Origin of the sequence: Tenacibaculum sp. TC6 (assembly GCF_050606265.1) — a bacterium.
GTDB lineage: Bacteria > Bacteroidota > Bacteroidia > Flavobacteriales > Flavobacteriaceae > Polaribacter.
Genome location: NZ_JBOCUK010000031.1, coordinates 1 through 14,389, shown reverse-complemented (window position 1 = coordinate 14,389; position 14,389 = coordinate 1). Strand labels below are relative to the sequence as shown.

12 protein-coding genes are annotated in these 14,389 nt (G+C 32.4%); 7 read left to right on the top strand and 5 right to left on the bottom strand.

The genetic code is table 11. The annotated features are described in order from the left end of the window. The 5 genes from ACQY1Q_RS14050 to ACQY1Q_RS14030 all read left to right on the top strand — a co-directional run bounded on the left by ACQY1Q_RS14050 (position 1) and on the right by ACQY1Q_RS14030 (position 6,342). A complete protein-coding gene (locus tag ACQY1Q_RS14050) occupies positions 1 to 1,107 on the top strand; it encodes an alanine racemase (RefSeq protein ID WP_431005955.1) in 1,107 nt (368 codons plus the stop codon). Between the two features lie 217 nt (positions 1,108 to 1,324). Beyond that, positions 1,325 to 2,350 (top strand): helix-turn-helix domain-containing protein, encoded by a 1,026-nt coding sequence (locus ACQY1Q_RS14045; protein ID WP_431005954.1) that lies wholly within the window; start codon positions 1,325 to 1,327, stop codon positions 2,348 to 2,350. 338 nt (positions 2,351 to 2,688) lie between these two features. Then, a complete protein-coding gene (locus ACQY1Q_RS14040) occupies positions 2,689 to 3,453 on the top strand; it encodes a COG4705 family protein (RefSeq protein WP_431005953.1) in 765 nt (254 codons plus the stop codon). A gap of 20 nt (positions 3,454 to 3,473) precedes the next feature. Continuing rightward, positions 3,474 to 3,938 (top strand): PepSY-like domain-containing protein, encoded by a 465-nt coding sequence (locus ACQY1Q_RS14035; protein ID WP_431005952.1) that lies wholly within the window; start codon positions 3,474 to 3,476, stop codon positions 3,936 to 3,938. Then, the gene (locus ACQY1Q_RS14030) at positions 3,928 to 6,342 is read left to right on the top strand and encodes a TonB-dependent receptor domain-containing protein (protein WP_431005951.1); all 2,415 of its coding nucleotides are present in this window, start codon (positions 3,928 to 3,930) and stop codon (positions 6,340 to 6,342) included. The genes ACQY1Q_RS14035 and ACQY1Q_RS14030 overlap by 11 nt, the downstream gene beginning before the upstream one ends. Positions 6,343 to 6,450: 108 nt before the next feature. Here ACQY1Q_RS14030 and ACQY1Q_RS14025 read toward each other — a convergent pair whose 3' ends face one another. The 4 genes from ACQY1Q_RS14025 to ACQY1Q_RS14010 all read right to left on the bottom strand — a co-directional run bounded on the left by ACQY1Q_RS14025 (position 6,451) and on the right by ACQY1Q_RS14010 (position 11,453). Beyond that, positions 6,451 to 7,698: an NAD(P)/FAD-dependent oxidoreductase gene (locus ACQY1Q_RS14025; protein WP_431005950.1), complete on the bottom strand. Its 1,248-nt coding sequence runs from the start codon at positions 7,696 to 7,698 to the stop codon at positions 6,451 to 6,453. A 68-nt stretch (positions 7,699 to 7,766) separates the two neighbouring features. Then, entirely contained in the window at positions 7,767 to 8,774 is a 1,008-nt protein-coding gene (locus ACQY1Q_RS14020) for a 4-hydroxyproline epimerase (protein WP_431005949.1), read from the bottom strand. A gap of 80 nt (positions 8,775 to 8,854) precedes the next feature. After that, positions 8,855 to 10,462, bottom strand: a complete 1,608-nt coding sequence (locus tag ACQY1Q_RS14015; protein ID WP_431005948.1) for an aldehyde dehydrogenase (NADP(+)) — start codon at positions 10,460 to 10,462, stop codon at positions 8,855 to 8,857. 61 nt (positions 10,463 to 10,523) lie between these two features. Then, positions 10,524 to 11,453, bottom strand: coding sequence for a dihydrodipicolinate synthase family protein (locus ACQY1Q_RS14010; protein ID WP_431005947.1), 930 nt, complete (start codon positions 11,451 to 11,453; stop codon positions 10,524 to 10,526). Positions 11,454 to 11,596: 143 nt separating this feature from the next. Between ACQY1Q_RS14010 and ACQY1Q_RS14005 the strand changes: the two genes are divergently transcribed. Together ACQY1Q_RS14005 and ACQY1Q_RS14000 are read left to right on the top strand one after the other, a co-directional pair. Further along, complete coding sequence (locus ACQY1Q_RS14005; protein ID WP_431005946.1) at positions 11,597 to 12,436, top strand: AraC family transcriptional regulator; 840 nt, start codon at positions 11,597 to 11,599, stop codon at positions 12,434 to 12,436. An 89-nt stretch (positions 12,437 to 12,525) separates the two neighbouring features. After that, positions 12,526 to 13,503 carry a PorP/SprF family type IX secretion system membrane protein gene (locus ACQY1Q_RS14000; protein WP_431005945.1) on the top strand — a complete coding sequence of 326 codons (978 nt, stop codon included), beginning with the start codon at positions 12,526 to 12,528 and terminating at the stop codon, positions 13,501 to 13,503. Here the strand turns inward: ACQY1Q_RS14000 and murI are convergent. Further along, positions 13,500 to 14,303, bottom strand: a complete 804-nt coding sequence (gene murI / locus ACQY1Q_RS13995) for a glutamate racemase (protein WP_431005981.1) — start codon at positions 14,301 to 14,303, stop codon at positions 13,500 to 13,502. The genes ACQY1Q_RS14000 and murI overlap by 4 nt on opposite strands. Positions 14,304 to 14,389: the final 86 nt, after the last annotated feature.

Genomic DNA, 14,389 nt, shown 5'->3' with positions numbered 1-14,389 from the left:
ATGGCAGAATTAATTATCTATTCTGAAAGAATAAAAGAAAATATAAAATATTTAAGTGATTTTTTTGAAGCAAATAAAATAGCGTGGAGTTTAGTAACCAAAGTATTCTCAGGAGATAAAACTTTTTTAAAAACTATTTTAACAAAAGATGTTATAAAAAAAATAAACTCAGTAGGAGATTCACGATTAACCAGTTTACGAAACCTACGTGAGGTAAACCCGGATATAAAAACCATTTACATAAAACCTCCGGCAGAAATTTATGCTGAAGACATAGTGGAGTACGCCGATATTTCTTTAAATAGTTCTTTGTCAACTATTTTAGTGCTAAACGAAGTAGCAAAAAAGAAAGGCAAAGTGCATAAAATTATTATTATGATTGAGCTAGGAGAGCTGCGAGAGGGAGTGAAAAGAGATAACATACTTGAGTTTTATGAAAAGGTATTTAACCTTTCTCATATAGAGGTAATAGGTATTGGCTCTAACTTAGGATGTATGTACGGAGTGGAGCCTACCTTTGATAAATTACTACAACTTTCTTTGTACAAAGAGCTGATTTCTGCCAAGTTTAATAAAGAGCTTAAATATGTATCCGGTGGTACCTCAATAACCTTACCGTTGATAGAAAATACGATGCTTCCTAAAGAAATTAACCATTTTAGAATAGGAGAAGCTGCGTTTTTCGGGATAAGTCCGTTAGACAATAAGCCGTTTAAAAAACTGCATACAGAAACTTTTGAGTTTTATGCTAATATTATTGAGCTAAAAAAGAAAAAGATAGTGCCAGATGGTATTATTAGCGATGCTAATGTGGGGCATACCTCCGAATATGACAAAAACAACGTACAAGAAACCTCATATAAAGCTATTTTAGACTTCGGACTGTTAGATGTAGATAAAAACGATTTATTTACAGATGATAAAGACATTTCTTTTGTAGGTATTACCTCTGATATGCTGGTGATAGACGTAGGAAATAACAAAACCAGTTCAGGTGAAACTAAATTTAAGGTAGGCGATAAGGTAAACTTTAAGCTCAATTATATGGGAGTAGCAAGACTGTTAAGTTCTAAGTTTATTGATAAGATTTATAAAAAAGATAAATAGGATTTATATTCTGGTATCACTATCATTAGACATCCGGTGTAAGCATCGGATGTTTTATAGAAATGCACAAGATAATTTTTGTTTACTATGTTACTATAAACTGGTGATGAAAGATTATGTATTATTTCTTTAAACATTTATTACCTGATAAATGTTTACTTACCATTAAAGGTTTTTATTATTATTAACCTATTTTTGATAAAAATTATAGTAATTAATGTTAAAAACAATCCAAATAATAGCGGTTATTCAAGGTGTCTTTTTATTACTTCTGTTATTTCAGAATAAGAAAAAATATAAAAACGTAACATTTTGGTTGTTTACACTAACGGTTATTTCTATAGTACTATTTATTATTGGTGACGATGATAATAACCTGTTTCAGGCTAATGCTGATTGGTATTTATTTGATATAACGCTATTCATAACTTTCCTGTTTTTATTCTTTAAATACTTTAAATCTGGCATAGAAAAGTTTAATAAAAAAGACCTGCTTTTTTTTATACCCAACATCATCTATTTAATAATAGAGGTAATTGAATTAAAGACAACGGATGAAGTATTTTTGGTAGAAGTAGCAGAACTTACTATAAAATTTACATTTTTGGGGTATCTCGCATATATTTTGATTGATTTGTTTAAAAATAAAAGTAGATATTGGATTCTCTACATGGTATTACCTATTGTTTTTATACTAGGATTATCTCATATAAATGAACTACTAATACTTTTTAATAAGCAACCGGTTATTATTTCTAATGATAAAGATTATAACAGCTATGTGCTAATTATCATAGCATTTCTATTCTATTTTATAACGTTTTATTCTATTACTAAGCCCGATGAGTTTTTACCAACAGAAAAACAGAAAAAGTATAAAACTTCAAATTTGAATAGTGTATTGGTGGAGGAATATATAATTGCTTTAAAAGAAGCGATGGAAAAAGATAAACTTTATACAGATCCTAAATTATCCATTCATAAAGTATCCGAAAAACTTAACATTCCACGTCAATATATTTCAGAAGTTTTAAATCTTCATTTACATAAAAGCTTTCTTGATTTTGTGAATGAGTACCGTATTAATGATTTTATTGAGAAGGTACAAAACGACCAATATGCTCATTTCACACTCTTAGGTATAGCTAATGAAGTGGGGTTTAATTCTAAATCAACCTTTAATGCTACTTTTAAGAAAATCAAAGGATTAACACCGTCTGAGTTTAAAAATTCATTAAGCTAATAGTAGCAATAAGTCCGTAATAATTAATCTGCACCTCCTTAAAAAAAATTAACCAAAAATAACCGTTTACTTTGGGTATCATTAAGCCGCAATAAGGTAAAAAGTACAGTTGTTTTTGTAGTTGTTGAATTCTTTTTCTAATCAGTACACTATACTATACCTATTTGACTTAAAACCTAAGTTCAATTATTAATAAGTTGAAAGATTATCTGGTAACTCTTCATTGTTCTGTTGAGCAATTTAAAAGAGTACTTAGTATTAATTTTTATTCTGAATAAATAGTTGGGCTTAGGCTTTAAAAATGATAAAAAAGTTGATTTATTAATAATTATAGGAATATGGAAAATACAGGCATATTAAACAAAGTAGCTCAAATAACGCTGTTGTTTTGGTTGATGAAAATTGTAGCTACCACTTTAGGTGAAACTTTCGGAGATTTTATTTCAATGACTTTAAATTTTGGTTATTTAATAAGCTTAGGCATTACAGCTGTTGTTTTTGCTATACTGTTGGTCATACAACTTAACAGTAAAAAATACATTCCTTATGTGTATTGGTTAGTTATTATAGCTACTACTACTTTAGGTACAGAAATATCTGATTTTATAGACAGAACTTTACATCTAGGTTATATAGGCGGTAGTATTTTGTTATTTACCGGATTACTTTTAACACTTGTACTGTGGAAAAAAAAGTTTAAAGATGTAAAAGTATATCCTATTACCAACAAAAATAAAGAGCTGTATTACTGGATGGCAATTTTGTTTTCAAATAGTTTGGGTACAGCATTCGGCGATTGTTTAAGTGATGTTATGGGGTTGTCGTATATACAAGGAGCTCTGGTTACAGCATTTATTATAGTTGTTGTAGTAGTAGTACATTATGCTACCAAAATAAATGAGGTATTGCTGTTTTGGTTAGCCTTTATTTTTACCAGACCTTTTGGTGCCACTTTTGGCGATTTTTTAACAAAGCCAATCCATAAAGGAGGGTTAAATCTAGGTACTTTAAATGCTTCTGTAGTAGCTTTAGTAGTTATTATTATACTTATTTACATAGAGCATAAAAGGCATCACAAATCATTAGAAACCAATACCAAATAGTTAATTTAAATTTATTTATTATGAAAAAACTAAATGTTTTATCGTTTATGGCTATTGCTTTAGCCATTACATCTTGTGCACAAAACAAGAAAAAAGAAAATGTACCTCAGGAGGTAACTGTCAGTTTTAATCAAAAATTCCCGAAGGCTAAAAAAGTAGAATGGGCTAAAGAGAATGATAAAGAATGGGAGGCCGAATTTAAAATGAATGGTGTTGCCTATGCTGCTAATTTTTTAAACTCAGGAACATGGATAGAAACCGAATACGAAATTAAAGAAAAGGAAATACCTAAAAATATTAAAGCAATTTTAGATCAAAACTTTAAAGATTATGACATTGAAGCATCTGAAATTTCAATAACTGTTGAAGGGAAATCGTATGAATTTAAAATAGAGGTTGAAGAACAAGAATTTGAAGCAGTAATTGACCCTAAAGGAGTTTTAACTAAAAAAATAGTAGAAGAAAGTCAATCGGATGAAGATTAAAACAGCATTTAGTGTGGTCATAAGTTTATGGTCGGTATTCGTATGGTCACAAGCTAAAAACATAACGGTTTCAGGAAAAGTAGTTGATGCTTCTTTAAATGAACCATTGACTTATGTAAATGTAATTTTAAAGAAAAATAAAGGAAACAATGAGTTTGTTGCAGGGGTTATTACTAATGATAAAGGAATATTTTCGTTTGAAAATAGTACCCCTGGTAATTACTTCTTAGAAGTTTCATACCTTGGTTATAAAACCTATACAATTCCTGTTTTTATAGGATCAGCCTCAACTTATTTGAATTTAGGAGATGTTAAACTTGAAGAAGATGTTTCACAGCTAGATGAAGTGATAATTACCACTAAAAAAGATGAGATAAGCGACAAAATGGATAAACAAACCTATGCTGTTAGCACTAATCTATCTCAAAGTGGAGGTACAGTACTTCAAACCTTAAAAAATCTTCCGGGAATTACTACCCAAGAAGGAAAAGTTCAGTTAAGAGGTAGTACTAAAGTATTGATACTTATTGATGGTAAACAAACCGCAATTACAGGTTTTGGTAATCAAAACGGATTGGATAATATTCCGGCATCAGCTATTGACAAGGTTGAAATTATAAACAACCCGTCATCAAAATTTGATGCAAACGGTAATGCAGGGATTATTAATATCATCTTAAAAAAAGAAAAACAAAATGGGTTTAACGGAACTATAAGCATAACTTCAGGTTTAGGAGCGTTATGGGAGCGAAAAGCAAATTTACCAGGTATTAGACCTCAATACAAAATAACTCCTAAAACGAACCCATCTGTTGCTCTTAACTATAGAAAGGAAAAGATAAACCTATTTTTTCAAGTTGATAATTTGTATACAGAAACCTTAAATAAAAATGAATTTGTAACACGAAGTTATAATGACGGAACGGTAATTAATCAACAATTAAAACATAACAGAAATACTAATTTTTTTACTTCAAAAGCGGGATTAGATTGGTTTATAAATGATAATAATACATTGACTGTTTCCGGATTGTTTAGTAAAGAGAGTATTAAAGATTATGGCGATCAGCCTTTTTATAATAAGCAGCTAACACAGCAATTAAGACTATGGCAATTTTTAGAAGATGAAGTAGTAACAGCTGGTATGGTTTCAGCTAATTATGAACACAAATTTTCAGATCCGGGACATACATTAAATGCCTCTTTTAATTACACATTTGACCGTGAGGATGAGAAGTATTTTTTTACTAATACTATGCCTTCATTTACTGCTAACGAATCTTTTTTTCTAATAGCAGATCAAAAAGTTGTTGATGTAACAATAGATTATTCTAAACCCTTAAAAAACGGACGTTTAGAAACCGGGGTTAAATTTAGAAACCGAGTTATTCCAACCAATATGCAGTTTAACCCGTCTGCTGAAAATTCAGTATTAGATACAGGCGCAGATGGTAAAGCAGAGTATAAAGAAGTTATTCCTGCACTATATGTAAACTATACTTATGAAACTGAAAAATGGGAAGCAGAAGCAGGCTTACGGGTAGAGTATGTAGATTTAAAATATCAGGTAGATCCTAATCATAATACTTATACAAGCGATGGTTATACATATTTTCAACCATTTCCTAATGCTCGAGTGAGCTATAAAATAAATGATAAAAACAAACTATCTGCATTTTATAACAGAAGAGTTGATAGACCTGACGAGGTAGATATTCGTATATTTCCTAAATATGATGATGCAGAAATTATTAAAGTTGGAAATCCTGCACTACAACCACAGTTTACCAATTCGTTTGAGTTAGGCTATAAAAACCAATGGCATAAAGGGTATTTATATACAGCTTTATATCATCGTATAACAAATGGAACCATTACACGTATAGCAACCAAAGGTGATAATTCTAATCTTATTTATAATGTATCACAAAACGGAGGCAAAAGTGCTAACACAGGTTTGGAGGTTGTCATGAATAAAAAATTATCTAACGTTTGGTCAGCAAACTTAAATATGAATGGTTACTATAATAAAATTAATGCCTTTTCAGTAGTGAATAAGTATCCGATAGAAAGTGTTTTTTCTGCACAAGAGCAAATGACGTATAGCGGAAATGTAAAACTAAATATATTGGCAACACTCCCTAATAATTTTGAAGCACAGGTAAGTTCAATTTATCTGGCACCCGATATTATACCACAAGGTAAAATTCAATCACGATTTTCTGTAGATTTAGGAATTAAAAAAACAATTCAGAAAGGTAAAGGAGAATTGTTTTTAAATGCAACAGATGTTTTTAACACCTTGGTTGTTAAAAAGAAAGTTAATGGAGAAACATTTAATTATGTTGGTAATGATTATTACGAAACGCAGGTGATTAGGTTAGGGTATAAGTATAAGTTTTAACTTGGATTTTGTTGATGAAATGTAGTATGATGCTAAAATAAGAGGATTCATTTTTTTGAATCCTCTTATTTTTTAACTAGTTATGAACTGTATTTTATAATACAATATTTAACAATACCTTTCCGGAGCGAAAGGAGTCATATCTAAACTTGTTTTTTTCTCTGAAATCAGTTCAGAAACTAACTTTCCGGTAGCAGGACCTAAACTCCAACCCATCATGGCATGACCGGTAGCTACTGTTACATTACTACAATGTGTAAGTTTGCCTATATAAGGCAAACCGTCGGGTGAACAAGGGCGTAAACCGGAGTCAACATTTTCAATATCCTGAGAAGGAATGTGTAAGTCTTTATAATAATTTTCAGCAGCTTTAACAATAGTACGCACTCGGGTAGTATTGATATGTGTATTAATACCCGCTATTTCCATTGTTCCGGCAAATCGGGTAAATCCGTTCATTGGCGTTACAGCAACTTTAGCTTCCATTAAAATAGCCGGAATGGTAATTCCGGTTTTTTCTTTCACATTAATACGGTATCCTTTTCCGGCCTGTACAGGAATTTTTATTCCTATTTTTTTGGCCAGTAAAGGTGTCCAGGAACCGGAAGCCAAAACAAACTCATCCGCTTTTATTTCTTGGGTATGTGTTTGTATGCTTACTACTTTAGTACCCAATTGGGTAATGTTTAATACTTCTTCATTGGTTATTATGGTAACCCCTTTTTGTTGAAGATAGGCTAGTAGCTTTTTCATAAACTCATCCGGAGTCATATGAGCATCCGAACGGTAATGAATGGCACCTTTAATATTTAATGCTACTTCAGGCTCTAATTGCTGTACTTCTGCCAGCGTTAAATTATCAACAGTTAATCCCTCTTTAATAGCTCTCTGGCCAACACTCCATTCTTTCTCTCCGGCTTTATCTGTTTGATAAAACATGAGTAAACCTTTATCTTGATAAAAAAAATCAAAGTCGCTAGACTTTTTAATATCCTCATATAGCTCTTTACTCAGCAGATTGATATTTTTAATAACAGGAATTGATTTGGCTACTTTTTCATGAGTAGAAGCTTTTTTAAACAGTAAAGACCATTGTAAAAAATCAATATCTAATCGAGGTTTAATAGATAGAGGGCTGGAAGAACTTAACATCCATTTAAGTCCTTTAGTAATCATACCCGGAGCAGCTAATGAAATAATATGACTAGGGGTTATAATCCCGGCATTTACACGAGAAGCCCCTGAAGTCATATCAGACTTATCAATAACGGTAACTTGGTGCCCTTCTTTTTGTAGATAATAAGCAGAACACAACCCTATAATTCCACCCCCAATAATAACAACACTTTTACCCATGCTTGTTACAACTTGTTTTTAAAGTAAATAATGAAATTTATGTCAGTTTAAGTAATGTATATGTCGTTTTAAATAACTTGAAAACCAAAAGCATACGGATCCTCTTCATCATCAATAATAATAGTATTATATCCATATACCTTTGCCCAACCTTGAATGCTAGGTACTATGGCTTTATGACCGGCTAACGTAGTTTCTTCAACAATACGACCAATAAACTTACTACCAATAAAACTTTCATGAATAAAATCTTCTCCAGGTTTTAAACGGCCTTTAGCATACAGTTGTGCCATTCTGGCTGAGGTTCCGGTACCACAAGGACTTCGGTCAATAGCCTTATCTCCATAAAAAACAGCATTTCTTCCAGAGGAGCTAGGATCTATAGGATTACCTGTCCATAACATATGTGTTACGTCTCTGATAGTATCGTTTTCTGGATGAATAAATAAATCAGGATACTTTTCATTAATTCGCTTACGAACCACTTGTGAATACTGAATTATTTTAGAGGCAGTAAAATTATGAATACCACTAAAGTTTTGCTGAGGATCCACAATCGCATAATAATTACCTCCGTAAGCAACGTCAAAAGTAAGTTCACCTAATTCAGGACATTCTATACTTAAGTTTTCAGCAGCTAAATAACTTTTTACATTGGTAAGTTTAACCCAGTCTACTTTTTTTCCGGTTTGTTGGTATTCAATATGAACCAATCCTGCCGGAGCTTCCATTTTTATGATTCCGGGAATTTTTGGAGTAATTAACCCTTCTTCTACGGCTATGGTAATGCTACCTATAGTTCCATGTCCACACATGGGGAGACATCCGGAAGTTTCAATGAATAAAATTGCAACATCATTTTCAGGATTATGAGGCGTATATAAAATAGAACCACTCATCATGTCATGGCCTCTGGGTTCAAACATCAAGCCTTTTCTAATCCAATCAAACTCTTTAAGAAAGTGTTGGCGCTTTTCACTCATGTTAGCGCCTTTTAAATTTGGTCCACCGCCGGCAACTACTCTAACAGGATTACCGCAAGTGTGAGCATCTACGCAAAAAAATGTTTTTTTCATGGTATATTTTGTTAACCCCAACCTAACCCCCCTTAAGGAAAAACACCCTTCTAAACTTTTCCTTTCAGGTGAGGTATAGGTTAGTATATTGTATTTTTAGTTAATTGATTGTTTACCAATCTTAATATACCTAATGGATTTTCATTTTTTAACTCGTTAGGTAGCAACTCATTTGGCCAGTTTTGGTAGCTAAAAGGTCGTACCCATCGTTTTATAGAACTTGTTCCAACAGCAGAATATCTGGAATCTGTTGACGAAGGATAGGGGCCACCATGAACCATTGACGGACATACTTCAACCCCCGTAGGAACTCCGTTAAAAATAACTCGCCCTACCTTATTACTTAAGAGCGAAAGTAAATAATTATACTCATTTATTTCTAAAATATTTCCTAAAATTGTACCTGTAAGCTGACCTTCTATGTTAAAAATAGCCTTTTCAAGCTCTTGTTTATCCTTGCATTTTACAAGTAATGAAAACGGACCAAAAACTTCTTGATGTAATTTGGGGTTCTTAATAAAATCTTCTCCGGTAACTACCGCAACGGTTTGTTTTGCATAGTTAGCATTAGGCTCATTAGGATATTCTGCAATAACCGTAACATTATCTTCATTTAAAATAGTTGCTCGGTTATGCTGATATGCTTGTTTGATTGCAGGATGCAACATACAAGTAGGGTTTACCTTTATAATTTCTTCTGACAATAGTTTGGTGAACTTATGAAGCTCTTCGCTGTCAATACCTAAAATTAAGCCCGGATTGGTACAAAACTGCCCCGTACCAACAGTAATAGAACCGGCGTAGGTTTTTGCTAATTCTTCTCCTCTTGTTTTTAAAGCTTCCGGTAAAACAATTACCGGATTAACACTTCCCATTTCTGCAAAAACAGGAATAGGCTCTTCTCTTTTAGCAGCTAAATCTAGTAAAGCTCTTCCGCCTCGTAAACTTCCGGTAAAACCTACAGCTTTAATGGACGGGTGTTGTACTAATTGCTGGCCTACCTCAATTCCACTTGAGTTTAAGTTTGAAAATACACCCTCAGGCATATCTGTTTTTTGAGCAGCTGCTATAATTGCTGAAGCAACCAATTCACCGGTACCTGCATGCATAGGATGCGATTTTACAATAACCGGGCATCCTGCCGCTAGGGCAGCAGCGGTATCTCCACCTGCGGTTGAATAGGCAAGAGGAAAATTACTGGCACCAAAAACAACTACAGGACCTAAAGGTACATTCATTCTTCTTAAATCCGGTTTTGGTAGCGGTGTTCTGTCCGGTATAGCAGTATCTATGCTGGCTTCAACCCACGAACCCTCTTCTACTAACTCAGCAAAAGAACGCAATTGAAAAACAGTTCTTCCTCGTTCACCAATGGCTCTTGCTTCGGGTAATCCGGTTTCAGAACAATAGGTTTGTAGTAGCGTATCTCCAAGATTTAGTATTTCATCAGCTATAGCGTTTAAAAATGCCGCTTTTTTTTGTCCGGGTATTGTTTTAAAGCTTTCAAAAGCTTTGGTAGCTAATGAAACAGCTTCATTGATTTCTTCAGAAGAGGCCTCAAAAAAAGTAGGTTCATTGTCTGTGTTTAGCTCCGGATTAAATGTTTTATAGGTAATAGTCCCTTTGGCTGAAATACGATATCCTATGTGGTTTTTTCCTGTAATTTTACTGGCAGCTGCAGTTGTCATAATTAATATGTTTTGAAGATGAGTTTATGAAACATCATCTCAGTTTTTAAAAGAATCTTATTTATACAGTTAGTTCTAAACTTTTATAGTCTGGTAAAGTTGGTCTGTTTTTCATACCTTCTTCTATAACTTGTAATACACGATTACGTTCTTCACCAATTAAAGGAAGTCTTGGTGCTCTTACATTTTCAGTTCCTATACCGGTAGCAACTTCTGCTAACTTAATATTCTGTACTAATTTAGCATTAATATCTAATTCAAGCAAAGGTAAAAACCAACGATAAATAGCTAAAGCTTCATCAATACGACCTGCTTTAATTAAACTGTATATAGCAACGGTTTCTGCAGGAAAAGCACATACTAAACCGGCAACCCAACCTTCTGCACCCAAAACTAAACTTTCTAAGGCAAGTGTATCTACTCCCGTTAACACGGCTAATCTGTCACCAAAACGATTTTTAAGTCTTGTAACATTAGAAATATCTCTTGTTGATTCTTTTACAGCTTGAATATTAGGACACGAAGTAAGTAAATCTTCAAACATATCTAAGGTAACTTCTATCCCATAATCTACCGGATTGTTATACACCATAATAGGTAAATTAGTAGCATTAGCTGTTTGTTTGAAATATTCAATAGTTTCTCTTGCATCTGCTTTATAACGCATCGGAGGTAGCATCATTAAACCTGCTGCACCATCTTGTTCTGCTTTATTTGCAGCTAAAATAGCTCCTTTGGTAGTTTGTTCTGCTATATTCATAATAACAGGAACTTTACCGTTAGCTATACGAACGGTTTCTTGTATAAGAATACTTTTTTCTTCGGTTGATAAGGTAGAAGCTTCTCCTAAAGTACCTCCTAAAATAATTCCGTGTACACCTGCCTCTAATTGTGCTTTAATGTTAACCTCAAACATGGCAAGGTCTAACATATCATCATTTGTAAATTTTGTGGTTACTGCAGGCATAACGCCTTTCCATTGAATGCTCATTGTGTTTGTTTTTGTTACAAAGTTAGAGGGAAATACTACAGTTGTTTTCCTTAGTATTATCACATATTGATACTATATTACCTTAAATAGTTGTTTTTTATATTTTAAATGTGAATATTTGATAAATTTGATAAAAAAGTATCATGAAAGTACTACCGTTTAAAATACCTAAGGCAAAAAATATAGGTCTGATTTATCAGGAAGATAAAGGGGCCTACTTTTATGATAAATTGCATCAACATGATGAAATTCAAATATGTTATGTAGTTAAAGGTGAAGGAACTTTATTAGTAGGAGATTTAGTAAATGAGTATGCAAGTGGCGATATTTTAGTTATAGGAGGAAATCAACCTCATGTTTTTAAGAGTGATACATCTACCATACAAGAATCATTTATGATGTCGCTTTTCTTTACAAAAGAATCTTTTGGAAAAACGTTTTTTGAGCTGGATGACTTTAAGGAAATTGAGTCTTTTTTTGATCATGCTAAAACAAGTTTTAAAGTACTTACTAATAAAGAAATTCTAATTAGTTATTTTAATAGGTTGCCTAAGAGTGATGATTTTGAGCGTTTTATTGTTTTTTTAGAGCTGTTAAAACTAATCATTCAGTCTGATGTTGAACGATTGTCAACATTTTTATACCATAAAAAGTTTACAGATAATGAAGGGAAAAGAATGGGGAAGGTGATGGATTATACCTTATCTAATTTTGACAAAAAAATTGACTTGGATGAGGTTGCGGGTATAGCCAATATGACTCCGAATGCTTTTTGCCGATATTTTAAGCAAAGAACCAATAAAACCTATTTTACTTTTCTTAATGAAATTAGGGTAGAAAGGGCGTGTAAATTATTACAAAATAAAGAGCTTTTAATTACAGAGATTTCAGAAAAGTCCGGTTTTAAAAATATTTCTAATTTTAACAGAAAGTTTAAAGAAATAAAAAAGGTTTCTCCTTCAGAATATCGATTAAATTACTAAAACAAAGCTGATAAGTTTGGTTTTTTAAAAAATTAACAAATTTTTAGTTGTGGTTGTTTTATATTTGAGGCGCCTATTACATACGCTTTATGAAAAAAAACATCACACCCTTACTACTACTTCTATTTTTTTTTAATTTAAAAATAAAAGCGCAAGAAACATTACCTATATATTTTGATTATTTATCAGACAACATTTTTTTAATTCATCCGGCTTCAGCGGGGATTGGAGAATGTGGTAAAATCAGGCTAACTGCAAGACAGCAATGGGTAGGCGTTAAAAATGCTCCGGAATTACAAACATTAAGTTTTCATGCTAAAGCAGGGGAGTATTCTAAAGCTGGGTATGGTTTTGTATTATTTAATGATAAAAATGGTTACCATTCACAAAAAGCATTTCAAGGTACGTATGCCTATCATTTAGATTTAGGAAATGAAAACCTTTTTAACCAGTTATCATTTGGTTTATCGTTGGCAGTTGTACAAAATCAGGTTGATCAAACTACATTTTTTAACGATCCTACCGTGAGTCAGGTGGTAGAAAGTAATATGTATTTTAATGCTGATTTTGGTATGGCTTATCACTACAAAGGTTTTTCATCATACTTTACAGTAAAAAATATCTTATTGTCTGCCAAAAGCAATTTAAACTCAAACTTTGAATCTCTTAATTTAAGAAACTATATTATTGGCGGAGCTTACTTTTTTGGAGATGAAGACAAGATTCAATTTGAACCTTCTCTGATGCTTCAACTTAAAGAACAAACAAGTGAAAAAATTGCTGATATAAACTTTAAAGTGTATAAAAAGTTGTCTAATATGCAACTTTGGGGAGGTATTTCTTACAGACGCAGTTTTGACGGACAGGTTTTTGGAGATTCTCATTATGTAACTCCTTTTGTTGGAATTAACTATAAAAGATATATGTTTGGATATACTTACACCAAACAAACAGGCGACTTAATTTTTACCAATGGAAACTTCCATCAAATATCATTAGGTATGAATGTATTGTGTAGAAAGCGTAGAGCATCAGCTTGTCCTAATATCAACGGAAGCCTTTTTTAAAAAGCGGTTTCTTCAATAGAAATATTAATACCGGGAGGCACATGCTCTTCCAGTATTTCTGTTAATACAGTTTTATCTATATTAATACAAAACTTATGAGAGGCTTTTAGGTTTTCTAAATTAAGTAAGTTATGTTGCTTAAGGATATTTTGCGTTTGCATGGCCACAGCATAACCTGAATCTATAATTTTAACAGACGGGCCAACAATTGCCTCAATTTGATTTTTAAGGTAAGGATAATGTGTACAACCTAGCACAATACAATCTACATTAGCCTCTATCATAGGAGTAAGGTATTTCTCAAGAAGCAAAGTCATTTCACTTGAATAAATTTTACCTTTTTCTATTAAGTCAACAAGGCCTTCTCCAACGCGTTCCATAATAGTTAACTTACTATCTAAGTTAGCAGAGGTTTTTTCAAAAAGCTCACTGTTTAGGGTTCCTTTTGTGGCTAAAATACCAATAACATTGGTTTTGGTTTGTAAGGCTGCAGGTTTAATGGCAGGCTCAATACCAATAAACGGTATGGTATATTTTTGTCTTAAAACTTTGATGGCATTAGTAGTTGCAGTATTGCAAGCCACTACAATAATTTTACAATCATTTTTAAGTAAAAACTCGGTATTTTTAATAGAGAGCTCTATTATTTCTTCCTTGGTTCTATTACCATAAGGAGCATTTTTACTATCTGAAAGATATAAGGTGTTTTCTTTGGGTAAGAGTTGTTGAATTTCTTTCCATATAGAGGTGCCTCCAATTCCTGAATCAAATATTCCTATTGAGTTTTTCACTTTTTGCATCATAACATTTGTGTCGTCCTAAAAAACCATTACAGTTTTTTAGTATGATTAAAGATATAAAATCTCTCAACAAACACATGTTTGTT

Coding starts and splice junctions, on each gene's coding strand:
- murI (WP_431005981.1), bottom strand. CDS start 14,303: ATGCAAAAAGTGAAAAACTCAATAGGAATATTTGATTCAGGAATTGGA.
- ACQY1Q_RS14050 (WP_431005955.1), top strand. CDS start 1: ATGGCAGAATTAATTATCTATTCTGAAAGAATAAAAGAAAATATAAAA.
- ACQY1Q_RS14035 (WP_431005952.1), top strand. CDS start 3,474: ATGAAAAAACTAAATGTTTTATCGTTTATGGCTATTGCTTTAGCCATT.
- ACQY1Q_RS14010 (WP_431005947.1), bottom strand. CDS start 11,453: ATGAGCATTCAATGGAAAGGCGTTATGCCTGCAGTAACCACAAAATTT.
- ACQY1Q_RS14045 (WP_431005954.1), top strand. CDS start 1,325: ATGTTAAAAACAATCCAAATAATAGCGGTTATTCAAGGTGTCTTTTTA.
- ACQY1Q_RS14040 (WP_431005953.1), top strand. CDS start 2,689: ATGGAAAATACAGGCATATTAAACAAAGTAGCTCAAATAACGCTGTTG.
- ACQY1Q_RS14020 (WP_431005949.1), bottom strand. CDS start 8,774: ATGAAAAAAACATTTTTTTGCGTAGATGCTCACACTTGCGGTAATCCT.
- ACQY1Q_RS14025 (WP_431005950.1), bottom strand. CDS start 7,698: ATGGGTAAAAGTGTTGTTATTATTGGGGGTGGAATTATAGGGTTGTGT.
- ACQY1Q_RS14000 (WP_431005945.1), top strand. CDS start 12,526: ATGAAAAAAAACATCACACCCTTACTACTACTTCTATTTTTTTTTAAT.
- ACQY1Q_RS14015 (WP_431005948.1), bottom strand. CDS start 10,462: ATGACAACTGCAGCTGCCAGTAAAATTACAGGAAAAAACCACATAGGA.
- ACQY1Q_RS14005 (WP_431005946.1), top strand. CDS start 11,597: ATGAAAGTACTACCGTTTAAAATACCTAAGGCAAAAAATATAGGTCTG.
- ACQY1Q_RS14030 (WP_431005951.1), top strand. CDS start 3,928: ATGAAGATTAAAACAGCATTTAGTGTGGTCATAAGTTTATGGTCGGTA.